Source organism: Streptomyces sp. N35, from assembly GCF_016464295.1.
In the GTDB taxonomy this organism is placed as follows: Bacteria; Actinomycetota; Actinomycetes; order Streptomycetales; family Streptomycetaceae; genus Streptomyces.
This window is the reverse complement of the sequence record NZ_JAEIMH010000040.1, coordinates 1-21425: the sequence shown is the minus strand read 5'-3', so window position 1 is coordinate 21425 and position 21425 is coordinate 1. Positions and strand designations below refer to the sequence as shown.

The following is a 21425-nucleotide window of genomic DNA, read 5'->3' as shown; positions in this document are numbered from 1 at the left end:
CATTTCCGTATGCCCGTGACCTGACGTACAGGAACGAGGACCCATGACCGACCCGGTGACGCTGGACGGCGAGACCAAGATCGGCGAGTTCGACGAGAAGCGCGCCGAGAACGCCGTACGCGAACTGCTCATCGCGGTCGGCGAGGACCCGGACCGCGAAGGCCTGCTCGAGACGCCGGCGCGGGTGGCGCGGGCGTACAGGGAGATATTCGCGGGGCTGTGGCAGAAGCCCGAGGACGTTCTGACCACGACGTTCGACATCGGTCATGACGAGATGGTGCTCGTGAAGGACATCGAGGTGATGTCCAGCTGTGAGCATCATCTGGTGCCGTTCCACGGGGTCGCGCACGTCGGGTACATCCCGTCCACCGACGGGAAGATCACCGGCCTGTCGAAGCTGGCGCGGCTCGTCGACGTGTTCGCGCGCCGGCCGCAGGTGCAGGAGCGGCTGACCACGCAGATCGCCGACTCCCTGATGGAGATCCTGGAGCCGCGCGGCGTGATCGTGGTCGTCGAGTGCGAGCACATGTGCATGACGATGCGCGGGGTGCGCAAGCCGGGCGCGAAGACGCTGACGTCGGCGGTACGGGGTCAGCTGCGGGATCCGGCGACGCGCGCCGAGGCGATGAGCCTGATCATGGCGCGCTGACTCTGCTGAGACGCGCGGGATTCTCCCGTACGAACGAGGGCGTGGTGGCTCAGGCCGCCGCGCCCTCCGTGTCGTTGTCCTCCGGGAGGCGGCAGACGCGCTCCAGGAAGAGGGCAGCGGCGATGACCGCGATACCGGCCGCCACCGCGAAGGCCGCATAGACGGCCTGGTCGCGGCGGGCCGGGACGTCCAGGTGGGAAAGCAGGAAGATGCCGAGCCCGCCGTAGACGCCGCTGACCAGGGACGAGACCAGGGCGCTCGCCTGGCCGAAGACCACCGCGCGGGCCGCCATCAACGGCTCGACGCCCTTCGCGCCCGGCACGCGGTCGCGCTGGGCGCGCAGGCGCGAGCGGAGCGAGATCGCGGTGGCCAGGAGGGCGGCCGCGATGACCGCCAGCACGATGGGCGCGGCCAGCGGGACGCTCGGCAGGGTGCCGAGCGAGTCCCGCGCCACCAGCAGCTTGGCCAGGGCCCAGGACAGGACACCGGCCACCAGGAAGATGACGGCCAGCGTCCTGATGCGCAGCTGCTTCACGGGTGCGTTCGCCTCCACACGGACGGGGCGCGGCCTCGTCCTCGTACGGGTCCGGGCGGGCCCTGTGTCCGGGCCCGGTGGGCCCTGACGTATGCGGGCCCGTTAGACCTTAACGATTACTCGGGCAGCCGCAGTTCCAGGTCCACGCGCGGCGCGACGCCCTCGCGGGGGACGGAGGCGAGCAGCTCGGCCACCGGTCCGCGGCCGGGGACGACGGCCTCGGGGTCGACGTCGTGCCAGGGCGCGAGCACGAAGGCGCGTTCGTGGGCGCGCGGGTGCGGGAGCGTGAGCACCGGGTCGTCGGAGACGACGTCCTGGTAGGCAACGATGTCGACGTCGATCGTGCGCGGGCCCCAGCGCTCGTCGCGTACGCGGTGGAAGGCCTCCTCGACCGCGTGCGCGCGCTCCAGGAGGGAGGACGGGGGCAGCGTCGTCTTGATCACGACGACCGCGTTGAAGTACGAGGGCTGGGAGTCCGGGGCGACGCCCCAGGGCTCCGTCTCGTAGACCGGCGAGACGGCCTTCACCCGCAGGCCGGGGGTGTCCTCGAGCGCGTCCACGGCGCCCTGGAGGGTCTCCAGACGGTTGCCGAGGTTGGAGCCGAGGGCGATCACGGCGAATTTGGGGTTCTGCAGCGTGGTGTCGGCGGCGTCCACCTGTGCCACGACGGAGGCGGGAACGGGCTGGACCGTGGGGTCGCTCTGCACGTTGTTCATACTCGGCTCCGGGTGATCGTGATCGTCACATCGTCGAACGGGACGGTGATCGGGGCGTCCGGCTTGTGCACGACGACCTCGACCTCCTGGACCGGTTCGTGCTTGAGGCAGGTCTGGGCGATGCGCTCGGCGAGCGTCTCGATGAGGTCGACGGGCTCGCCTTCGACGGCGGCCACGACCTCCTCGGCCACCACGCCGTAGTGCACCGTCTTCGTCAGATCGTCGTCGGCGGCGGCCGAGCGGGTGTCCAGGCTCAGCACCAGATCCACGATGAAGGTCTGGCCCTCTTCGCGTTCCTTGGCGAAAACGCCGTGGTGACCACGGGCCTTGAGGCCGCGCAGCGCGACACGGTCCACGCGAATCACTCCTGCTCATCTCGGTTTCGTCGGGCTGCAGCCGAGTGCGGTCGGCACACCAGTCCCCTTCGAATCTACCTTCGGGTGCGGGTGGGGCTCGCCCGCGGGGGCTATGGACAGGGGGTCCGGTTCTTGATAAGAGCCGCTGGTTGCGGGGCTTACCCGCGGACGCGGTGGCAAACCCTCTTCGAGCTGCTGCCCACTCGGGAGAGGGATGTGCGGGGTTCGGGCTCGGAGACTGAGGGCTTGGGGGCTGTGCCGCTCGGGGCTGCTGGTGTCACGGGGTTTCCGAGGGATCCTCTTCGTCGCCCTCAGCCCGTTCCGCGAGCACCGGCGACGCATGGTGGGACCACAGCTGCCAGCCGGACGGAGTACGGCGGAAGAGGTTGGAGGCGACGACCAGCTGGCCGACCAGGGGGCCGAGCTCGCCGGCCTCCTCCGAGGGGGCGCCGCTGAGGATGTTCTCCGTGCAGGTGACCAGGGCCGTGTCGCCGTTGACCGCGATCTTGAGGTCCGTGAGGAAGAACTGGATGTACTCCGTGTTCGCCATGATCAGGGCGTACGAGCGCAGCACCTCGCCGCGGCCCGTCAGGACCGGCCAGCCCGGGTGGACGCAGCTGACGCCGTCGCCTTCGTCGCCGGTGAGCCACAGGTCGGAGAGTGCCTCGAAGTCACCGCGTTCCATCGCTTCGTAGAAGGCGGTGTTGGCCTTCTCGACGGCTTCGAGGTCCACGCGTGACGTCACCGGTCTCCTTCTGGGGTCTGCGAGTCGGTCTGTGATGGCGATACGGAGGGAGATACGGACGGCGACACGGAGGGCGATACGGCGCCTTCGACGGCGCGGGCCACCCGCACCGCGTCCGCGGTGGCCCGTACCTCGTGCACGCGTACCGCCCACGCACCCTCGTGCGCGGCGATCGCCGAGACCGCCGCGGTGGCCGCGTCGCGTTCGCGCGCGGGGGGCGGGGCGCCCTCGGGGCCGGCCAGGACGCGGCCGAGGAAACGTTTGCGGGAGGCCGCGACCAGGACCGGGTACCCGAGGGCGCGCAGCTCGCGCATGTGCGCGACGAGGGCCAGGTCGTGCTCGGCGCTCTTCGCGAACCCGAGGCCCGGGTCGACGACGATCCGCTCGGGGGCGATGCCGCCCTCGATCACCGCGTCCAGGCGGGTGCGGAGTTCGGCGACGACCTCGCCGACGACATTCCCGTACACCGCGAGGCTGTTCATGCCCTCGCTGAAGCCGCGCCAGTGCATCACCACGAACGGCGCTCCGGCGTCGGCGACGACGGGGATCATCGCCGGGTCCGCGAGGCCGCCGCTGACGTCGTTGACGAGCAAGGCACCGGCGGCGAGGGCCTGTTCGGCGACCGTGGCGCGCATGGTGTCGACGGAGACCGCGACGCCTTCGGAGGCGAGGCCGCGGACGACCGGGATGACCCGGCGCAGTTCTTCGGCCTCGTCGACGCGGGTGGCGCCCGGGCGGGTCGACTCGCCGCCGACGTCGACCAGATCGGCGCCCTGGGCGACGAGGTCGAGGCCGTGCTTGACGGCGGCGGTGGTGTCGAACCAGCGGCCGCCGTCGGAGAAGGAGTCCGGGGTCACGTTGACCACGCCCATGACCGCGCAGCGGTCCCAGTCGGGCAGTCCCTCGACATGTCCTCGGCCACGTGACGTACTCATACGCCAAGCCTAGGCCCGTGCGCGGGTTGGTTTGCCCCGCTCGTACGAGGAGCGGGCCGACCGCCCGTACGGGGAGCGGTCGACTGTGCGTACGGGGAACGGCCGGCCTTCAGGCCGCCCGAGCCTCCCGTTCGCCCGTCACCTCGTGCGGACAGACCCGGGCCGGGCGCCGCGCACCCCGCAGGAAGCGGGGTGGGGCGAGTGTGACGAAGCCCTCCGCCTGCATCGCCGCGAAGCCGATCCGGGGCAGATCGCGCGAGCTGCGGAAGACCACGAAGCGCGGCTCCCAGCGCGGGCGGAACTTGGCGTTGAACTTGTAGAGCGATTCGATCTGGAACCAGCGCGACAGGAACACGAGCAGGCCGCGCCAGGTGCGCAGGACCGGGCCCGCGCCCAGCTGTTCGCCGCGGGCGAGGGCGGCGCGGAACATGGCGAAGTTCAGGGACATCCGCTGGATCCCGAGGGCGGGGGCAGCCTGCAGGGCGGCGACGATGAGGAGCTCGTTCATGCCCGGGTCGGCGCTGCGGTCGCGGCGCATCAGGTCGAGGGAGACGCCGTCCCGGCCCCAGGGGACGAAGTGCAGGACGGCTTTCACATCGCCGTACGGGGAGGGGGATTCCGGGTCGGTGAGGTGCGCGGTGGTGATGAGGCAGTCGCCGTCCGCGCGGTCGCCGATGCGGCCGAGCGCCATGGAGAAGCCGCGCTCGTTGTCCGTGCCGCGCCAGTCGGCGGCGGCCCGGCGGACGCGGTCGAGTTCGTCCTGCCCGAGATCGCTCACGCGCCGCACCCGCGTCGTGTAGCCGGCGCGTTCGATGCGCTTGACCATCTGGCGCACATTGCGCATCGCGCGCCCGGAGAGCGAGAAGTCGGCGACGTCCACGATCGCCTCGTCGCCGAGCTCCAGGGCGTCGAGGCCCGTTTCGCGGGTCCAGACCTCGCCGCCGGTGCGCGAGCAGCCCATCACGGCCGGGGTCCAGGAGTGGGCCTCGGCCTCGGCCATGAAGCGTTCGATGGCGCCGGGCCAGGCCTCCACGTCGCCGATCGGGTCGCCGCTCGCGAGCATCACGCCCGAGACGACGCGGTACGTGACTGCGGCCTTGCCGCTCGGCGAGAAGACCACGCCCTTGTCGCGGCGCAGCGCGAAGTGGCCGAGCGAGTCGCGGGCGCCGTGCCGTGCGAGGAGCGCGCGGAGCCGGTCTTCGTCGTCCGGGGTGAGGCGGGCGGCCGGATGTTCGGGGCGGAAGGCCAGATAGATCGTGGTCAGGGCGGTGAGCAGGCCGAGGGCGCCCAGTGAGGCGCTGACCGTCCAGGACGTACGGCCGTAGTAGTCGACGGGACCTTCGACGCCGACCAGGCCGTACAGGACGTGTTTGAGCAGCTCGGCCACCGAGGGTTCGCCGACGGCGCGCTGGGCGTGGGTGCCGACGATCACGCAGCCGATGCCGAGCGAGAAGACGCTCATGAGCAGGAAATTCGTCAGCGCCTTCCAGCGGCTGCGGGGGTCGGGCAGGGCCGCGAATTCACTCCGATGGCGGAGCAGGAGGGCCAGGAGCAGCAGCGGCAGGACGACGCCGACGATCGAGTGCCGGTACGTGAACTGCGCCAGGGCCCCGAGCGGCAGCAGCACCACGGCCGCCCGCCAGGCGCGGCGCTTGCGGCGGCGCAGGCCGTGCGCGAGCAGCAGGAGCAGGACACCGGCGCAGATCGCGAGGGCGGCGGCGTACGGGCCGAGGGCGCCCGGCAGGACCTGGGCCAGGGCGTGGATCCGGCTGTGCCGGAAGCGCGGGAAGACACCGGCGGCGATGTCGAGGAGACCGATCAGGGTGCAGGCGGTCCCGATCAGGGACGGGACCTTCTCGGGGCGCGGACCTCGGGTCAGGCGGCGCATCGTAGAGGGAACCTTGTCCGTTTTTTCCGCATCTATCCAGCTGGACATTGCACCCCGTGGTTCTGCGAGAGCCGAGGCCCGGACGCTGTCGCGTACCGGGCGAATTGCGCCCTATAGGACGGCGTGACCGGGAGTCGGGTTCATCGCAGACGGTAAAAAACGCCCAAACAAGACAGGTAGAACAGGCAATCCCATGGGTCTCACGAGCAACGCAGCGCTGGCAGTGGCCGTTCTTCTGGCCTTGCTCCTGTTCGTCGGCACGGTCTGGTTCTGGCCGCGGCTCGCAGGGCGGAACTGGCGCGCCGTACTCGGCCGGATCGTGCTGCTCGCCCTGACGCAGATCATGGTGTTCGCCTCGGTGGGGCTCGCGGCCAACAAGGAGTTCGGTTTCTACGCCTCGTGGGCCGACCTCTTCGGTCAGGAGCAGGAGCCCGGGGTGGTCGTCGACCACGACACCGCCGGCGGGGCGAGTGGCCCGGTCAAGGTCACCGGCACCCAGTCAGTGAACGTGCCCGGCGGCTCCCAGCCGCGGGTCGGCGGGCAGATCCAGAAGGTGGACATCGCCGGCCCGAAGTCCAAGCTGGCGAGCCCCGCGTACGTCTATCTGCCGCCGGAGTACTTCCAGCCCGAGTACAAGGACAAGAAGTTCCCGGCCTCCGTCGTGATCACCGGTTACCCGGGCACCGCCGAGAACCTGATCAAGGGCCTGCACTATCCGCAGACCGCCGGCAAGCAGGCGCGCGACGGCAAGATGCAGCCGATGATCCTGGTGATGCTGCGGCCCTCGATCGTCCCCGGCCGCGACACCGAGTGCGTGAACATACCGGGCGGCCCGCAGACCGAGACCTTCTTCGCCGAGGATCTGCCGACCGCGATCCAGGGCAAGTACCGCGTCGGTACGAAGCCGGAGAACTGGGGCGTGATCGGCAACTCCACCGGTGGCTACTGCGCGTTGAAGATCGCGATGAAGCACCCGGACCGCTTCGCCGCCGGCGCCGGACTCTCCGCCAACTACATGGCGCCGATAGACGACCAGACCGGCGATCTCTTCCAGGGCGAGACCAAGGTCAAGCAGGAGTCCGATCTGATGTGGCTGCTCGACCACAGGCCCGCGCCGCCCGTCTCGCTGCTGGCGACCAGCAGCAAGGAGGGCGAGGACAACTACCAGGACACCCTGAAGTTCATCGACAAGGTCAAGGCGCCCACCAGGGTGTCCTCGATCCTGCTCGACTCCGGCGGCCACAACTTCAACACCTGGCGCCGGGAGATCCCGGCCACGCTGGTGTGGATCAGCGGGCGGTTGAAGGCTTGAGTGTGCTGTGGGCCGGCCGCGATGTCAGTGGGCGGCGATAGGGTTTGAAGGGCTCGGCCCCCGGGAGGGAGGGGTCTGTCCGGCTCGCCCGCGGACGCCTCCTACGCCCCGCTCACCGTCTCCAACTCCACCTCCGTACGCGGAATGTCCCGCGCATCCGCCGCGGTCGACCGCCGCAGCGCCTCATGCAGGGTCGCCGGGGTCAGCACTCCGAGGAAGTTGCCCCTGCGCTCCTCGTCGATCACCGCGATCCAGCCCGCGTCGTGCTGCAGCATCGTGGAGAACGCCCGCTTCAGTGAGGCGCCGACCGGCAGCCAGGCCTCCATCCGCCGTGCGTGGTCGGCCACCGTGCCCGAGGTGAGATGGCCGGAGTTCACCCAGCCGTGCAGTTCTCCGTCGGCGTCGAGCACAACCGCCCAGCCCGCACCCTCCGCACGCATCCGCTCGGCGGCGCTCTTCGCCGAGTCCTCCAGGCGTACGACGGGAGGCTGTTCGAGGTCGGTCTCCTCGATCGGGGTGACCGAAAGGCGCTTGAGGCCGCGGTCGGAGCCCACGAAATCGGCGACATAGGGGTTGGCCGGTGCGCCGAGGACGGCGGCGGGGGCGTCGTACTGCTCGATACGTCCCTGGCCGTAGACGGCGATACGGTCGCCGAGCCGTACGGCCTCCTCGATGTCATGCGTGACGAAGAGCACCGTCTTGTTCACTTCCTGCTGCAGCCGCAGGAACTCCGTCTGCAGATGCTCGCGCACCACCGGGTCGACCGCGCCGAACGGCTCGTCCATCAGGAGTACGGGCGGATCGGCCGCCAACGCCCGGGCGACGCCGACCCGTTGGCGCTGGCCGCCGGAGAGCTGCTCCGGGTAGCGGTCGCCGTAGACGGAGGGGTCGAGGCCCACGAGGTCGAGGAGTTCGGCGGCGCGCCGCTTGCCGTCGCCCTTCTTCCAGCCGAGGAGATGCGGGACGGTCGCGGTGTTCTCCAGGACCGTCTTGTGCGGGAAGAGGCCGACTTGCTGGATCACGTATCCGATACGGCGCCGGAGTTGGACCGGATCGATTGCGGATATGTCTTCCCCGTCGAGAAATATCTGCCCGGAGGTCGGCTCGATCAGCCGGTTCACCATCTTCATGGTGGTGGTCTTGCCGCAGCCCGACGGGCCCACCAGGGTGACCAGTTCACCCGCCGCGACCTCGAACGACAGGTCGTCGACGGCCATGGTGCCATCGGCGTACCGCTTGCTGACGTGCTCGAACCGGATCATGACTCCCCATTGTGGTGGGCTCGTTGTAAACGCCATGTTGCTGCAGGACGACAGTCCTCGGCGATTGTCAGTGCTTGGGTTTAGGGTCACCAGTCATACATAGGTTCGGCGTGACGGGGGAGGTGAGCGCCGTGGACCGAGAGAACTGCCTGGTGACGAACGACTGGGTGTGCGCCGAGTACCTCGAGTCGCGCAGCCAGGAGCTGATCGACGCGACCGTCCAGCATGTGTGGATCACGGCCGCCTCCGTGCTGATCGGTCTGCTCGTGGCCTTCCCGCTGGCGCTGCTCGCACGCCGCGGCAAGGGGTTCGCGGGTCCGGTGCTCGGTCTGACCACGGCGCTCTACTCGATCCCGTCCCTCGCGATGTTCTCGCTGCTGCTGCCCCTCTTCGGCCTCTCCCCGGCCCTGGTGATCACGGGCCTGGTGCTCTACTCGCTGACGATTCTCGTACGGAATGTGATGGCGGGACTCGCCGCGGTTCCCGAGGAGTCGCGTGAGGCGGCGCGCGGGCTCGGGTACGGTCCCGGCCGGCTGCTCTGGGAAGTCGAACTGCCGCTGGCGCTCCCGGCGATCCTCGCCGGCGTGCGGATCGCCACCGTGTCCACTGTCGCGCTCACCACGGTCGGTGCCATCGTCGATTACGGCGGGCTCGGCGGCCTGATCATGGACGGCCTCGACAGCGACTTCAAGGCCCAGGTGCTCACCGCCTCCGTCCTGTGCGTGGTGCTCGCGATCGTCGCCGATCTGCTGTTGCTGCTGCTCCAGCGGCTGCTCACCCCTTGGACGAGGGTGACACGGGCGCGTGACGCCGCACCTGGTGGCCGCATACGTGACTCCCGGAGCGCAAAGGTGACGGAACCGGCATGAACGCGATCACGGGTGCGCTGGAGTGGCTGACCACGGGTGCCAACTGGCAGGGCGAGAAGGGGGTGCTCAACCGCCTGGCCGAGCACCTCTACTTCACCGGCGTCTGCCTTGCCGTGGCCTGCCTGATCGCCCTGCCGCTCGCGCTCTGGCTCGGGCACATCGGCAAGGGCGGTGCGCTCGCGGTCAATCTCTCCAACGTGGGCCGGGCCATCCCCACCCTGGCCATCCTCGTGCTGCTCACGATGACGCCGCTCGGCCGCCATGGTGATCTGCCCACGTTGATCGCGCTGGTGCTCTTCGCCATACCGCCGCTGCTGACCAACGCGTATATCGGTATGCGCGAGGTCGACCGCTCCGTCGTGGAGGCCGCGCGCGGGATGGGCATGAGCGGGCGCCAGTTGTTCCTGCGGGTCGAACTGCCGCTCGCCTACCCGCTGATCATGACCGGCCTCCGCTCGTCGACCGTGCAGGTGGTGGCGACCGCGGCCCTGGCCGCGATGGCCGGCGAAGGCGGACTCGGCCGGATCATCACGTACGGCTTCGCGGTGCAGAACACCCCGCAGGTGGTGGCCGGCGCGATCCTCGTCGGCGGGCTCGCGCTCCTCGTGGAGCTGGTGCTCGTGCTGATCGGCAAGTGGTGCGACCCGATGCGCAGGCGTACGGCGGCGGTGTGATCCGTGTCTTCTTCGCTCAGCTCTTCCGCATAGCCCTTCGTGCAGCTCTTCCGTACAGCACTTCCGTACAGCCCTTTCGAATATCCCTTGAGACAACCCTGAATGGTGGACCCATGAAGAAGTTCCCGCGTGGCATACGGATGGCGGCGGCCACGGCCGCGGTCGTGGCTCTCGGCGCGGGGCTCACCGCGTGCGGCGGCGACAGCCTGGAGGACAAGGGCTCGGGCGGCGAGAAGAGCAGCGGCGGCGGCGACAAGAAGGGGTCGCTGGTGGTGGGTTCGGCCGGATTCACCGAGTCCAAGGTGCTCGCCGAGCTGTACGCGCAGCTGCTTTCCGAGGCCGGATACGACACGTCGATCAAGACCGTCGAAACCCGCGAACTCTATGAACCCTCCCTGGAGAAGGGCGATATCGACGTCGTTCCCGAGTACGCGGCGACGCTCGCCGAATTCCTCAACGCCAAGGTGAACGGCCCGGACGCGCCCAAGGACAAGCCGGTGGCGTCCAGCGATGTGACCAAGACCGTCGCCGAGTTGGAGAAGCTCGCGAAGCCGCGCGGCCTCAGCGTGCTTCCGGCCGGCGAGGCCGTCGACCAGAACGCTTTCGCGGTCAGCAAGGAATTCGCGGAGAAGAACAACCTCAAGACCCTCTCCGATCTCGGCAAGTCCAAGCTCAAGGTGAAGATCGCGGCCGGTGAGGAATGCGAGGTCCGGCCGTTCTGCGCGCCGGGCCTCGAGAAGACGTACGGGATCGACGTCGCCGGAATCGACCCGAAGGGCGTCGGCACCCCGCAGTCCAAGCAGGCCGTGAAGAACGGTGACGACCAGCTGGTGCTCACCACCACGACCGACGCGACCCTCGAGAACTTCGACCTGGTCCTGCTCGAGGACGACAAGAACCTGCAGAACGCGGACAACGTGCTGCCGGTCGTCAACACCAAGGACGCGGGCGCCAAGGAGATCGCGGACGCGCTGGCGAAGCTCACGCAGACCCTCACCACGGAGGACCTCACCGAGCTCAACCGGAAGGTCGACGCGGAGCGCGTGAAGGAGGCCGATGCGGCCAAGGAGTACCTGGAATCGAAGGGTTTGATTGAGAAGTAAACAGCTGGGTGGTGAGGGCGGTGGAGTGTTCTGAGCGGAGTTCAGTAACTGGAAGGGAACAGATTGCCGGGCGGGGGTCCGAGTGATGCCTACGCGCGGTAAATTTCTGGCCATGCCACGTGGACGCCACCGCCATTCCCCCCCACTGCACCGACTGCTTCCCCCGTCGACGGTCGCCGCCGTGTCCGTCGCCGCCGCGGCGAGTACCTGGCTGGTTCCCGACACCGTGGTGCTGCGCGCACTCGCGGGGGTCGCGGCGGCCTCCGCCGTGGTCGGCGCGATCGTCATGCGCCGCTGGGACCGGCTCGCCGGCAAGCGGGTCGCGGAGCTGACGCGGGCGCGGGCGAGCGACGAATGGAAGCACGACGAGCGGATAGCCGAGCTGGAGACGGACCTCGACGAGTCGCGGGAACTGCGCGGCAAGCTGGAGGCACGACTGCGTTCGAAACGGGGCGAACTGGCCGCGCTGCGCGGTGAACACGCGGCGCTCCTGCGCCGGTACGCGACGGCCGAGACGGAGCGCGCCAGCGCGCGCAAGGCCCGCCGCCAGCTCGCCATCGAGGCGGCCGCTCCGGCGCGGGCGCTCCCGCCCGCGGGAGCGGACACCGAGCCGCGCGGCACGGTGGCGCTCTACCTGAAGGCGAACGCCGCGCTGGACAAGCTGGCGCGGGTGCCGCGGCAGCGGGACACGGGTTCCGTCAATTCCGTGAACTCCGCCCCTTCCGGCTTCTCCACGAACGGGACGTCCGCTGCCGCGCCGCCAGGGCCGGAGGAGGCGACGGAGCAGGGGAAGCCCGAGGCGGCCGTCGCTCATGCGCGCGCGGCCGCCGCCCTGCCCCCCGCCGCACGTCCCGCCGCGGCCGTGGTGCCGCACGCCCGGGTGCGCCGGCCGCTCATCGGTGGCTTCGACTTCTTCGGTACGAAGTCGGGCGGCGGCGCCGTGGAGATCGAGGCGGTGCAGAACGAGGACCTCGCGGATGTGGTCGGGGCGGAGGCACTGGCGCTGCACAAGGCGGAGGCCGAGGGGGAGTTCAAGTCCCGGGCCGATGCGGAGCGGGCGGTCGGCGAGGTCATCGACCTCACGGCGCACGATGAGACCGAACAGATCGATGTGGCGGAGCTGAGGTCGGCGATCTCGTAGGACGGGTGCGTCCGGTCCGAAGTGGATACTCGTTCCGTGAGCAGAACGTGGCGGGACGCGGCCGAGGAAGCGTTGTACGGGCCCGGTGGGTTCTACCTCCGTACGGAGGGGCCTGCCGGGCATTTCCGTACCTCCGTGCACGCCTCCCCCCTCTACGCCCGCGCCGTCGCCGCCCTCCTCACCCGTGTCGACCGTGCCCTCGGGCACCCGGCCACCCTCGACTTCGTCGATGTCGGCGCCGGGCGCGGGGAGTTGACCTCGGGTGTGCTCGACGCGCTGGAGCCGGCGGTGGCCGCGCGGACGCGGGCTTACGCCGTCGAGCGGGCGGGCCGGCCGGCAGGGCTCGACGGCCGGATCGAGTGGGTCGCCGGGATCCCGGACCGCGTCAACGGCCTGCTGTTCGCCAACGAGTGGCTCGACAACGTGCCCGTGGACGTCGTGGAGGTGGACGGGAACGGCACCGCCCGACTCGTCCTCGTACAGGAAAAGGACGGCACCGAGACGCTCGGAGAGCCGCTGCCGCCCGGGCCCGACAGCGACTGGCTCGCGCGCTGGTGGCCGCTGACCGCCGAACCCGGCAGCCGCGCCGAGATCGGCCGGCCCCGGGACGAGGCCTGGGCGCGGGCCGTCGATGCCGTACGCGGCGGGCTGGCCGTGGCCGTCGACTACGCGCACCACCAAGGCCGACGGCCCCCGTTCGGGACGCTCACCGGCTTCCGCGACGGCCGGGAATGCCGCCCCGTACCGGACGGCTCGTGCGACATCACGGCCCATGTCGCCCTCGACGCCTGCGCGGTCGGCGGCGAAGCCGTACTCCTCACGCAGCGCGAAGCACTCCAGACGCTCGGCATCCGGTCGGCCCGGCCGCCGCTCGCGCTTGCTCCCTGCCGCCCCCCGCCCCCCCCCCCCGCCCCGGCCCCCCCCCTCCCCCGGCCCGGCGAGCCCGCCGAACTCACCGCCCGCGGCGGCCTCGGCGACTTCGGCTGGCTGCTCCAGCCGGTGGGCGTCGAGCCGGACGCGCTACTTGTCGATATCGCCGACCACGAAGAACAGTGACCCGAGAATCGCCACCATGTCCGCGACCAGCGTGCCCGGCAGCAGCTCGATCAGAGCCTGGATGTTGTTGTACGAGGCCGAGCGCAGCTTGAGGCGGTACGGGGTCTTCTCACCCTTGGAGACCAGGTAGTAGCCATTGATGCCGAGCGGGTTCTCGGTCCAGGCGTACGTATGGCCCTCGGGCGCCTTGAGCACCTTCGGCAGCCGCTGGTTGATCGGCCCGGGCGCGAGGCCGGCCATCCGGTCCAGGCACGCGTCGGCCAGATCGAGCGCATTGTGCGTCTGCTCCAGGAGGACCTCGAAACGGGCCAGGCAGTCGCCCTCCTCGCGCGTGACCACCTTCAGCGTCGACTGCAGCTCGCCGTACGCGAGATACGGCTCGTCGCGGCGCAGGTCGAAGTCCACGCCGGAGGCGCGGGCGATGGGGCCGCTGACGCCGTACGCGTGCACGGCCGCGGGGGACAGGACACCGACCTGACGCGTACGGGCGCGGAAGATCTCGTTGCCGAGGACCAGCCGGTCGTAGACGTCCATACGGGACCGGACCGAGGCAACCGCCGCGCGGGCGCGCTGCGTCCACCCCAGAGGCAGATCCTCCTTGAGGCCGCCGACCCGGTTGAACATGTAGTGCATCCGGCCGCCGGACACCTCCTCCATGACCGCCTGGAGTTCCTCGCGCTCCCGGAAAGCATGGAACACCGGGGTGATTCCGCCCAGTTCGAGCGGGTACGAACCAAGGAACATCAGGTGGTTGAGGACGCGGTTCAGCTCGGCAAGCAGCGTGCGGGTCCACACCGCGCGCTCGGGCACCTCCATGCCGAGCATCCGCTCGACGGCGAGGACCACACCCAGCTCGTTGGAGAAGGCGGAGAGCCAGTCGTGGCGGTTGGCCAGCATCACGATCTGCCGGTAGTCGCGCGCCTCGAAGAGTTTCTCCGCGCCGCGGTGCATGTAGCCGATGACCGGCTCCGCACTCACGATGCGTTCACCGTCGAGCACCAGCTTCAGGCGCAGCACCCCGTGCGTGGACGGGTGCTGAGGGCCGATGTTGAGCACCATGTCGGTGCTCTCCGCGGCTCCGCCGACCCCGATCATGGTCTCCGTCTTGGGACTCATGCGAACAGTCTCTCGTACGTAGGGTGGTATGCGTGAAGGCAGGGGATACGGGGATGACAAGTGGAGCCGCCGGGGTACCGGCACGGACGGACCCGCAGTGGCAGGGGTTGCCGGCCGCGATGCTCAGGCTGCGCAGGCTGCTGCTCGTGCTGTGGCTCGTGCCGATCACGGTCGCCACGGCTGTGCTCCTGTGGCTGTTCGCCGCTCCCGGGTGGGCGCTGTTCGCGCTGATCCCCGGGTTCTTCCTGGTGTGGGGCTGGCCCATGCTCGGGCGGAACTGGCGCTCGTGGCGGTACGCCGAGCGCGCGGACGACCTGCTGATCCAGCGCGGGGTGATGTGGCGCGAGGAGACGGTCGTCCCGTACGGGCGGATGCAGCTGGTGGAGGTCGAATCGGGGCCGCTGCAGCGGAAGTTCGGGCTCGCCTCGCTCCAGCTGCACACCGCCGCGGCGGCGACGGACGCCACGATCCCGGGGCTCGACCCCGCCGAGGCCGAACGCCTGCGGGACCGGCTGACCGAACTGGGCGAGGCCCGATCGGCGGGGCTGTGAACGAGACGCCGGAGACCGAGGAGACACCGGGGACGGGTGAGTCCCCGGAGACCGAGGAGACACCGGGGACGGGTGAGTCCCCGGGGACCGAAGAGACACCTGCTCCTGTAGCCGAGCGGCGCCTGCACCCCGTCACCCCGCTGCGCCGCGCCTGGGCGCCGGTCGCGGTCGGAGCGGGCTGGGCGTTCCACGACCCGGACGGCGCCTACCGCAGGGTCTCCGACCTGGCCGCCGAAACCATCCTGCTCGCGGGCGGCGCGCTGGTGCTCATCGCCTCCCTCTACGGCTTCCTCACCTGGTGGTTCACGCACTTCTCGGTCACGGACACCGAGCTGCGGATCCGCACCGGCCTGCTCTTCCGCCGCACCGCGCACATCCGGCTCGACCGCCTCCAGGCCGTGGACCTCAACCAGCCGCTGCTCGCCCGTTTCCTGGGCGTCGCCAAGCTGAAGATGGACGTCATCGGCGCGGACAAGAAGGACGAGCTGGCGTACCTCAGCGAACCCGACGCCCGCGCCCTGCGGGCCGAACTCCTCGCCCGCGCGGCCGGGTTCGCGCCCGAGCACGCCCGCGAGGTGGGCGAGGCGCCGGCCGCGGTCCTGCTCCACGTACCGCCGAACATGCTCGCCATGTCCCTGGTCCTATCCGGCGGGATGTGGGCCTGGGCGATCACCGGCATCACCGTCCCCGTCGTGCTGTGGTTCCTCACCGAGTCGCTTCCGCTGGTCATCGGCACCGGACTGCCGCTGCTCGGCGCGGCGGGGGCGAGCAGCGTGGGGCGCTTCATCAAGGAGTACGACTGGACGGTGGGCGCCTCGCAGGACGGCCTCCGCCTCGACCACGGACTGCTCGACAAGGCCCATGAGACGGTGCCGCCGGGCCGGGTGCAGACCGTGCATATCGTCGAGCCGCTCCTTTGGCGGCGGCGCGGCTGGGTCCGTATCGAGCTGGACGTCGCCGGGTCCTCCAACGACGTCCTGGTGCCGGTGGCGCCCCGCTCCGTGGCGGAAGCGGTGATCGAGCGGATCCTGCCGGGGGTCGTGGTGCCGTCCGAGCTGTCCCGGCCGCCGTCCTCCGCCCGTTGGTGCGTCCCGCTGTGGTGGCGCGGTTACGGCCTCGCCGTCACCGAGACGGTCTTCGCCGCCCGCCACGGCCGGCTGCGCCGCAAGCTCTCGCTGGTGCCGCACGCCAAGGTGCAGAGCGTACGGCTGGTCCAAGGACCGTGGATGCGGCGGCACAAGGTGGCCGACATCCACGTCGAGACCGGCGCCAACACCTCGGTCGCGGCCCGGCTCCGACCGTCCGCCGAGGCCTCGCAGCTCCTGGAGTCCCAGGCCGAACGCTCCCGTACGGGACGCCGGACAGCCGGTCCTGACCGGTGGATGTCGCAAGCGGGGGCGTAACGGTGAAGGCAGGGGCGTGACTGCTTGGCGGTTGCGGGTTCCTGCCGATGACTGCTCGGCGGCCGCGGCTTCCTGCCGATGACTATTCGGTGGCCGCGGCGTCCTGCCGATGACTATTCGGCGGCCGCGGCTTCCTGCCGCCGCACCATCTCGTCGATCCAGACCGGGACGTACGGAGAGACGCACCCGGGCGAGGTCGGATAGTCCTTGAGCACCTCGAGGCGCTCACCGATGGCCAGCGCACGGGCCCGGTACTCGGGGTGCTCGATGCCGATATGGCCGAGCACCATGTTCATCGCCCACTGCAGCCGCTCCGGTGCGTCCTTCATCTCGGCCTCGATCACATCGAGCAGCCCGCCGAGATCGAGCCCCTCGGGCTTCTTCAGCACACGCTCGCCGGTCAGCGCCCAGCCCGCGCTCGCGACGACCGGATCGGGGTCGTCGGTCCAGGCGAGCCGCAGCTCCTCGGCGTGCTTGCTCTTCTTGACCACGTAGTTCACGAGCCAGTCGTGCACCTTGGGCGTACGGGACTGCCGCAGCATCGCGTCGAGCTCATCGCGCCCGAAGGCCTTCGGCCGGCAGATCAGCAGCGCGAGCAGCTTCGCCGCGGTGTCATCGGTCGCCCACAGCCCGACGGCGAGCTCCTGCTGCGTCTTCAGCCGCTTGGCGACGGCCCGCAGCTTGCCGAGGTTCACGCCGTGGTCGTCCCCGTGCTTCTCGTTCACGGCCCGCACCTTCGGCTCCTCGAGCGCGGCAAGCTCGGTCATCAGCTCCTCGACCTGGTCCACGACGGGCACCCCGGTTCCTTCTCGTACGGCTGGGCTGGTCGAAATCGTACGGCCGGGGTGGTCGGAACCTCCTGGAAACCACCCCTCACCCCCAGCACAAACGACCACCGCCTCCACCTTGGGGAGTACGCCCCCCACCCACGGATCGCCCCTGCGGTTGACCCCAGCACGTGCCCCCCGTATCTACGCTGGGTTACGTGCAGCGCCTCTACGACTTCCTCCGCAGACACCCCACCGGTGTCGACAGCTTCTGGGCTGTCGTGCTGTTCGCGGTGACCGCCGTGGGACTCGCCACGGAGGCCAGTCAGGAGTCCCGCGACCCCGGCGTACTGACCGTGATCCTCGCGCTCGTCCAGTGCCTCGCCGTCGCCCTGCGCCGCCGCGCCCCCGAGCGGATGCTGCTGCTGGTCGCGGCCGGCGGCCTCGTCCAGCTGATCACCGACAACGACGTGATGGTCGCGAACTTCGCGATGCTCGTCGTCGTCTACACGGTCGCCACCCGCGACGTCACCTGGGCCCGCCGCTTCGCCCTCGGCGGCTGCCTCGTCGCCGCTCCGCTCGCCCAGCTGCGCTGGCACGAGGACAACGAAACCGGCCTCGTCGGCACCATCCTGATCACCGGCTTCATGATCGTCCCGTTCCTGCTCGCCTGGGTCCTCGGCGACTCCCTGCGCACCCGCCGCGCCTACTTCGCGCAGCTCGAGGAGCGCGCCACCCGCCTCGAGCAGGAGCGCGAGGCACAGGCCAAGGTCGCCGTCGCCGCCGAGCGGGCCCGGATCGCCCGGGAGCTGCACGACGTCGTCGCGCACAACGTGTCCGTGATGGTCGTCCAGGCCGACGGCGCCGCGTACGTCATGGACCAGGCTCCCGACCAGGCGAAGAAGGCCCTGGAGACGATCTCGGGGACCGGCCGCCAGGCGCTGGCCGAGATGCGCCGGCTGCTCGGCGTCCTGCGGACGGGAGAGCCCGCCGAGGGCGGCGAGTACGTGCCGCAGCCCGATGTCGAGCAGATCGACGACCTGATCGGCCAGTGCCGCGCATCCGGCCTCACCGTCGACTTCAAGGTCGAGGGCACCGCTCGCCCGCTGCCCAGCGGCGTGGAGCTCACCGCGTACCGCATCGTGCAGGAAGCCCTCACGAACACCCGTAAGCACGGCGGACCCAACGCCGGAGCCAGCGTGCGCATCGTCTACTTCGACGACGGCCTCGGGCTGCTCGTCGAGGACGACGGCAAGGGCGCACCCCATGAGCTGTACGAGGACGGCGGCGCCGACGGCCCCGGCCATGGTCGGATCGGGATGCGCGAACGCGTCGGCATGGTCGGCGGCACCCTGGACGCCGGGCCCCGGCCCGGCGGAGGATTCCGCATCAGCGCCCTGCTGCCGCTCAAACCGGCCCACTGACACCTGTCACTGCACTCCACCGCATTTCCGTCCCGGGAAGGACCCCCATGACCATCCGCGTGATGCTCGTCGACGACCAGGTGCTGTTGCGCACCGGGTTCCGGATGGTGCTCGCCGCGCAGCCGGACATGGAGGTGGTCGCGGAGGCCGGCGACGGCGCCGAGGCGATCGACGTGCTGCGGGCCACGGCGGTCGACGTGGTCCTCATGGACGTGCGGATGCCGAAGCTCGACGGGGTCGAGGCGACCCGTCGTATCTGCGCGCAGGAGAACCCGCCTAAGGTGCTCATCCTGACCACGTTCGACCTCGACGAGTACGCCTTCTCGGGCCTGAAGGCCGGCGCCTCCGGCTTCATGCTGAAGGACGTTCCGCCCGCCGAACTCCTCACCGCCATCCGCTCGGTGCACAGCGGCGACGCGGTCGTGGCCCCCTCGACGACCCGCCGCCTCCTCGACCGCTTCGCCCCGATGCTCCCGAACACCGGCGCGCAGCCGCCCCAGAAGGAGCTCGAACTCCTCACCGGCCGCGAGCGCGAGGTCATGATCCTTGTCGCGCAGGGCCTGTCGAACGGCGAGATCGCCGCACGCCTCGTCCTCTCCGAGGCCACCGTGAAGACCCACGTCGGCCGCATCCTCACCAAGCTGGGCCTGCGCGACCGTGTGCAGGTCGTCGTCCTCGCGTACGAGACGGGCCTGGTGCGCGCGGGCGGCGGGAGCTGAACCGGTGCTCGTCTGGATCAACGGACCCTTCGGCGGCGGCAAGACCCAGACCGCGTACGAGCTGCGGCGCAGGCTGCCCGGCAGCGTGGTCTGCGATCCGGAGCACGTGGGCTTCGGACTGCACCGGATGATGCCGGCGCAGCTGCGCGGCGACTTCCAGGATCTGCCGGCCTGGCGCCAGGGGGTCTACGAGGTCCTCGATCTGGCCCTCGCCAAGCACGACGGCCCGGTGCTCGTGCCGATGACCGTCATCGACCCCGCGTACTTCCAGGAGACGGTCGGCCGGCTGCGTGAACGCGGCCACGACGTCCACCACTTCGCGCTGCTCGCCGCGCGCGAGACGGTCCTGAAGCGGCTGCGCGAGCGGGCGTTCGGCCGGGCGCTGCAGCTCGTGGCCGGCAAGGACGCGCCCCTGAAGCGCGAATCCTTCGCCGTGCGCCGCCTCGACGCCTGTCTGGAGTCCTTGGCGCGGCCCGAGTTCGCCGAGCAGCTGTGGACCGATACGGTCCCGATCCCTCAAGTCGCCGACAGAATCGCCCGGTCGGCGGGCCTGACGCTGCTCCCGAACACGGACGGACCGGTGCGGGGGCGGGTGCGGCGGGCGATGACCGGGGTCAGGCACATCAGATTCGACTGAGCGGGCGGGGTGCCGGACGGGGGCTGAGCCCCTTGGACGTGCGACCGCGCCGCGGGCGGCTCAGCGCAGCACGCCTTCGATGAAGTCACTGCCCAACCGGGCCACCTTGGACAGGTCCAGCTGGTGGAGCACGTACCGGCCCCGTCGCCTGGCGGTGATCAGCCCGGCCTTCCTGAGCACCGCCAGATGCCGCGAGATCTCCGGCGCGCTCATCCCGTGCACGTCCACCAGCTCGCTCGTGGTGTACGCGCCCGCGCCAGATTCCGGCACAGCCGCATGCGTACGGGATGCGAGAGGGCCTCCATGCGGCGGGTCAGCTCGTCGACCGAGGCCGCCGTGGACAGGGACTCGCCCGCGACCGGGTAGTGGATCACCGGCGTCCATCCGTACCGGTGCAGCACCAGCAGATGAGGCCGGCCCATCACGGTGGGAACGAGCCGCAGCGTCCCGCCCTCCGGGATCGCCGCTCGCCCGACGACCAGCTTGTCGATCTCGATCTGCCGCTCGTCCCCGGACAGGCTCAGCGCCTTGGACGCCGAGGTCAGCATCGTGCCGAGCCCCTTGCGCTGCAGCAGCTCGGTCTTGTGCCGGGCGTCGGCGGCGAGCTGATGGTGCACCCGCGCCCATACGTCACCGAAGAACGCCTCTTCGCAGTCGAGCAGCAGCCGCCGTATCCAGCCGCGGACGGCCGGCGGATCGTCGAGCAGCCCCTGGGTGAACTGCACCTGCCGGGCCCCGCGGCTCGCGGCGAGTTCGAGCACGCGCTGCCGGGCGGCCGGGTCGGAGAGCAGCGGGGCCGCGGCCAGCTTTCCGTACGCCAGGGTGCAGGTGAACTCCAGCGCCGCGTCGACGAACTGCTCGTCGTCCAGCTTGTCCAGCTGGTCGAGCTCCTCGGCGAGGGTGCCTGCGGGCAGCGCCGCGGGATCGGTCAGGCCGGAGAACGGCATGAAGATGTCCGAGAACGTGGACCGCCACAGAAAGTCCGCCTCGCACAGCATCTCCGCGAGGCACTGGTCGAGCCCGGCCATCACGGATGTGGCCCAGCCCTGCAGCCCCGGATGGTGGCCCGGCTCGGCGAGCGCGTGCAGGGTCATGCTCAGCTCCGCCAGCGGGGAGGGCACGACGGCTATCCGCTCGTGAAGCCGCTCCTGCGGCAGGGTGCTGATGTCGAGACTGAAGCTCATGCCCCCAGTCGGCCTGCCCCCGCCCGCCCCCCGGCTCTCGATTGCCGCCCCCCGTCAATCGGGGGTCGGACGGGTTGGCCAGTTAGGGGGTGGGGTGGGGTGGGGTGGGGTGCGAGGCGGGGCGGGGTGTGGGTGAGGCGGGGCGGGGCGAGGTGAGGCGAAGCGGGGTGTGGGTGAGGCGAGGTGAGGCGAAGCGGGGTGCGGGTGAGGCGAGGTGAGGCGAAGCGGGGTGCGGGTGAGGCGAGGCGAGGCGAAGCGGGGTGCGGGTGAGGCGAGGCGAGGCGGGGGTGTGGGTGAGAGGGGGAGCCGGACCGGTTGGTCAGCCAGGGGGCGGGGTGGGCGGGGAGGCGGGGCGAAGGGGGGGGGGGGGGGGGGTAGGTGGG

The 21425-nt window shown here is 70.5% G+C and carries 21 protein-coding genes and 1 pseudogene; 12 read left to right on the top strand and 10 right to left on the bottom strand.

Annotation, left to right across the window (positions count from 1 at the left end; translation table 11 throughout):
- Positions 1-43: 43 nt before the first annotated feature.
- Entirely contained in the window at positions 44-649 is a 606-nt protein-coding gene (gene folE / locus JAO81_RS22120) for a GTP cyclohydrolase I FolE (protein WP_199549647.1), read from the top strand.
- Positions 650-698: 49 nt separating this feature from the next.
- Here the strand turns inward: folE and JAO81_RS22115 are convergent, their stop codons facing one another.
- From JAO81_RS22115 to JAO81_RS22090, 6 genes are all read right to left on the bottom strand, one after another.
- Positions 699-1184 carry a DUF3180 domain-containing protein gene (locus JAO81_RS22115; RefSeq protein WP_199549646.1) on the bottom strand — a complete coding sequence of 162 codons (486 nt, stop codon included), beginning with the start codon at positions 1182-1184 and terminating at the stop codon, positions 699-701.
- 116 nt (positions 1185-1300) lie between these two features.
- Positions 1301-1900 (bottom strand): 2-amino-4-hydroxy-6-hydroxymethyldihydropteridine diphosphokinase, encoded by a 600-nt coding sequence (folK, locus tag JAO81_RS22110; RefSeq protein WP_165332946.1) that lies wholly within the window; start codon positions 1898-1900, stop codon positions 1301-1303.
- Complete coding sequence (gene folB / locus JAO81_RS22105) at positions 1897-2265, bottom strand: dihydroneopterin aldolase (RefSeq protein WP_199549645.1); 369 nt, start codon at positions 2263-2265, stop codon at positions 1897-1899. The genes folK and folB overlap by 4 nt, the downstream gene beginning before the upstream one ends.
- A gap of 268 nt (positions 2266-2533) precedes the next feature.
- Positions 2534-3001: a nuclear transport factor 2 family protein gene (locus JAO81_RS22100; protein WP_199549644.1), complete on the bottom strand. Its 468-nt coding sequence runs from the start codon at positions 2999-3001 to the stop codon at positions 2534-2536.
- The gene (folP, locus tag JAO81_RS22095) at positions 2998-3936 is read right to left on the bottom strand and encodes a dihydropteroate synthase (RefSeq protein WP_199549643.1); all 939 of its coding nucleotides are present in this window, start codon (positions 3934-3936) and stop codon (positions 2998-3000) included. The genes JAO81_RS22100 and folP overlap by 4 nt, the downstream gene beginning before the upstream one ends.
- 109 nt (positions 3937-4045) lie before the next feature.
- The gene (locus tag JAO81_RS22090; protein ID WP_199549642.1) at positions 4046-5824 is read right to left on the bottom strand and encodes a phosphatidylglycerol lysyltransferase domain-containing protein; all 1779 of its coding nucleotides are present in this window, start codon (positions 5822-5824) and stop codon (positions 4046-4048) included.
- A 193-nt stretch (positions 5825-6017) separates the two neighbouring features.
- Here JAO81_RS22090 and JAO81_RS22085 point away from each other — a divergent pair, with 193 nt between their 5' ends.
- Complete coding sequence (locus tag JAO81_RS22085) at positions 6018-7136, top strand: esterase family protein (protein ID WP_199549641.1); 1119 nt, start codon at positions 6018-6020, stop codon at positions 7134-7136.
- A 101-nt stretch (positions 7137-7237) separates the two neighbouring features.
- Here the strand turns inward: JAO81_RS22085 and JAO81_RS22080 are convergent, their stop codons facing one another.
- Positions 7238-8398, bottom strand: coding sequence for an ABC transporter ATP-binding protein (locus tag JAO81_RS22080; protein ID WP_199549640.1), 1161 nt, complete (start codon positions 8396-8398; stop codon positions 7238-7240).
- Between the two features lie 131 nt (positions 8399-8529).
- On the opposite strand from JAO81_RS22080, the gene JAO81_RS22075 reads away from it, so the two are divergent.
- The 5 genes from JAO81_RS22075 (at position 8530) to JAO81_RS22055 (ending at position 13241) form a co-directional block, all read left to right on the top strand.
- Positions 8530-9267: an ABC transporter permease gene (locus tag JAO81_RS22075; RefSeq protein WP_199549639.1), complete on the top strand. Its 738-nt coding sequence runs from the start codon at positions 8530-8532 to the stop codon at positions 9265-9267.
- Positions 9264-9941, top strand: coding sequence for an ABC transporter permease (locus JAO81_RS22070; protein WP_199549638.1), 678 nt, complete (start codon positions 9264-9266; stop codon positions 9939-9941). Before JAO81_RS22075 ends, JAO81_RS22070 begins: the two co-directional genes overlap by 4 nt.
- Positions 9942-10054: 113 nt before the next feature.
- Positions 10055-11044 carry an ABC transporter substrate-binding protein gene (locus JAO81_RS22065; RefSeq protein ID WP_374194327.1) on the top strand — a complete coding sequence of 330 codons (990 nt, stop codon included), beginning with the start codon at positions 10055-10057 and terminating at the stop codon, positions 11042-11044.
- A gap of 112 nt (positions 11045-11156) precedes the next feature.
- Positions 11157-12185, top strand: a complete 1029-nt coding sequence (locus JAO81_RS22060; RefSeq protein WP_199549637.1) for a hypothetical protein — start codon at positions 11157-11159, stop codon at positions 12183-12185.
- Positions 12186-12221: 36 nt separating this feature from the next.
- A complete protein-coding gene (locus JAO81_RS22055) occupies positions 12222-13241 on the top strand; it encodes an SAM-dependent methyltransferase (protein ID WP_307813548.1) in 1020 nt (339 codons plus the stop codon).
- On the opposite strand, the gene JAO81_RS22050 is transcribed toward JAO81_RS22055, so the two are convergent.
- Positions 13206-14357 (bottom strand): NADH-quinone oxidoreductase subunit D, encoded by a 1152-nt coding sequence (locus JAO81_RS22050; protein ID WP_199549635.1) that lies wholly within the window; start codon positions 14355-14357, stop codon positions 13206-13208. The two genes, JAO81_RS22055 and JAO81_RS22050, sit on opposite strands and share 36 nt — an antisense overlap.
- A 53-nt stretch (positions 14358-14410) precedes the next feature.
- Here JAO81_RS22050 and JAO81_RS22045 point away from each other — a divergent pair, with 53 nt between their 5' ends.
- Both JAO81_RS22045 and JAO81_RS22040 read left to right on the top strand, forming a co-directional pair.
- A complete protein-coding gene (locus tag JAO81_RS22045) occupies positions 14411-14908 on the top strand; it encodes a PH domain-containing protein (protein WP_199549634.1) in 498 nt (165 codons plus the stop codon).
- Positions 14905-16311, top strand: a complete 1407-nt coding sequence (locus JAO81_RS22040) for a PH domain-containing protein (RefSeq protein WP_199549633.1) — start codon at positions 14905-14907, stop codon at positions 16309-16311. The genes JAO81_RS22045 and JAO81_RS22040 overlap by 4 nt, the downstream gene beginning before the upstream one ends.
- 113 nt (positions 16312-16424) lie before the next feature.
- On the opposite strand, the gene JAO81_RS22035 is transcribed toward JAO81_RS22040, so the two are convergent.
- A complete protein-coding gene (locus JAO81_RS22035) occupies positions 16425-17078 on the bottom strand; it encodes a DNA alkylation repair protein (RefSeq protein WP_199549694.1) in 654 nt (217 codons plus the stop codon).
- Positions 17079-17296: 218 nt separating this feature from the next.
- On the opposite strand from JAO81_RS22035, the gene JAO81_RS22030 reads away from it, so the two are divergent.
- From JAO81_RS22030 to JAO81_RS22020, 3 genes are read left to right on the top strand one after another with little or no spacing between them, the layout of a single operon-like run.
- A complete protein-coding gene (locus JAO81_RS22030) occupies positions 17297-18502 on the top strand; it encodes a sensor histidine kinase (protein ID WP_199549632.1) in 1206 nt (401 codons plus the stop codon).
- Positions 18503-18549: 47 nt separating this feature from the next.
- Complete coding sequence (locus JAO81_RS22025) at positions 18550-19221, top strand: response regulator transcription factor (RefSeq protein WP_199549631.1); 672 nt, start codon at positions 18550-18552, stop codon at positions 19219-19221.
- Positions 19222-19225: 4 nt separating this feature from the next.
- Complete coding sequence (locus tag JAO81_RS22020; protein WP_199549630.1) at positions 19226-19858, top strand: AAA family ATPase; 633 nt, start codon at positions 19226-19228, stop codon at positions 19856-19858.
- 60 nt (positions 19859-19918) lie between these two features.
- On the opposite strand, the pseudogene JAO81_RS22015 reads toward JAO81_RS22020, so the two are convergent.
- Positions 19919-21042 (bottom strand): annotated as a pseudogene (locus tag JAO81_RS22015) (DUF5937 family protein).
- Positions 21043-21425 lie beyond the last annotated feature (383 nt).

Bases quoted from the DNA above. Each gene is read 5' to 3' on its own strand.
- folE (WP_199549647.1), top strand. From the start codon at position 44: ATGACCGACCCGGTGACGCTGGACGGCGAGACCAAGATCGGCGAGTTC.
- folK (WP_165332946.1), bottom strand. From the start codon at position 1,900: ATGAACAACGTGCAGAGCGACCCCACGGTCCAGCCCGTTCCCGCCTCC.
- folP (WP_199549643.1), bottom strand. From the start codon at position 3,936: ATGAGTACGTCACGTGGCCGAGGACATGTCGAGGGACTGCCCGACTGG.
- JAO81_RS22090 (WP_199549642.1), bottom strand. From the start codon at position 5,824: ATGCGCCGCCTGACCCGAGGTCCGCGCCCCGAGAAGGTCCCGTCCCTG.
- JAO81_RS22085 (WP_199549641.1), top strand. From the start codon at position 6,018: ATGGGTCTCACGAGCAACGCAGCGCTGGCAGTGGCCGTTCTTCTGGCC.
- JAO81_RS22080 (WP_199549640.1), bottom strand. From the start codon at position 8,398: ATGATCCGGTTCGAGCACGTCAGCAAGCGGTACGCCGATGGCACCATG.
- JAO81_RS22070 (WP_199549638.1), top strand. From the start codon at position 9,264: ATGAACGCGATCACGGGTGCGCTGGAGTGGCTGACCACGGGTGCCAAC.
- JAO81_RS22065 (WP_374194327.1), top strand. From the start codon at position 10,055: ATGAAGAAGTTCCCGCGTGGCATACGGATGGCGGCGGCCACGGCCGCG.
- JAO81_RS22060 (WP_199549637.1), top strand. From the start codon at position 11,157: ATGCCACGTGGACGCCACCGCCATTCCCCCCCACTGCACCGACTGCTT.
- JAO81_RS22050 (WP_199549635.1), bottom strand. From the start codon at position 14,357: ATGAGTCCCAAGACGGAGACCATGATCGGGGTCGGCGGAGCCGCGGAG.
- JAO81_RS22045 (WP_199549634.1), top strand. From the start codon at position 14,411: ATGACAAGTGGAGCCGCCGGGGTACCGGCACGGACGGACCCGCAGTGG.
- JAO81_RS22035 (WP_199549694.1), bottom strand. From the start codon at position 17,078: ATGACCGAGCTTGCCGCGCTCGAGGAGCCGAAGGTGCGGGCCGTGAAC.
- JAO81_RS22025 (WP_199549631.1), top strand. From the start codon at position 18,550: ATGACCATCCGCGTGATGCTCGTCGACGACCAGGTGCTGTTGCGCACC.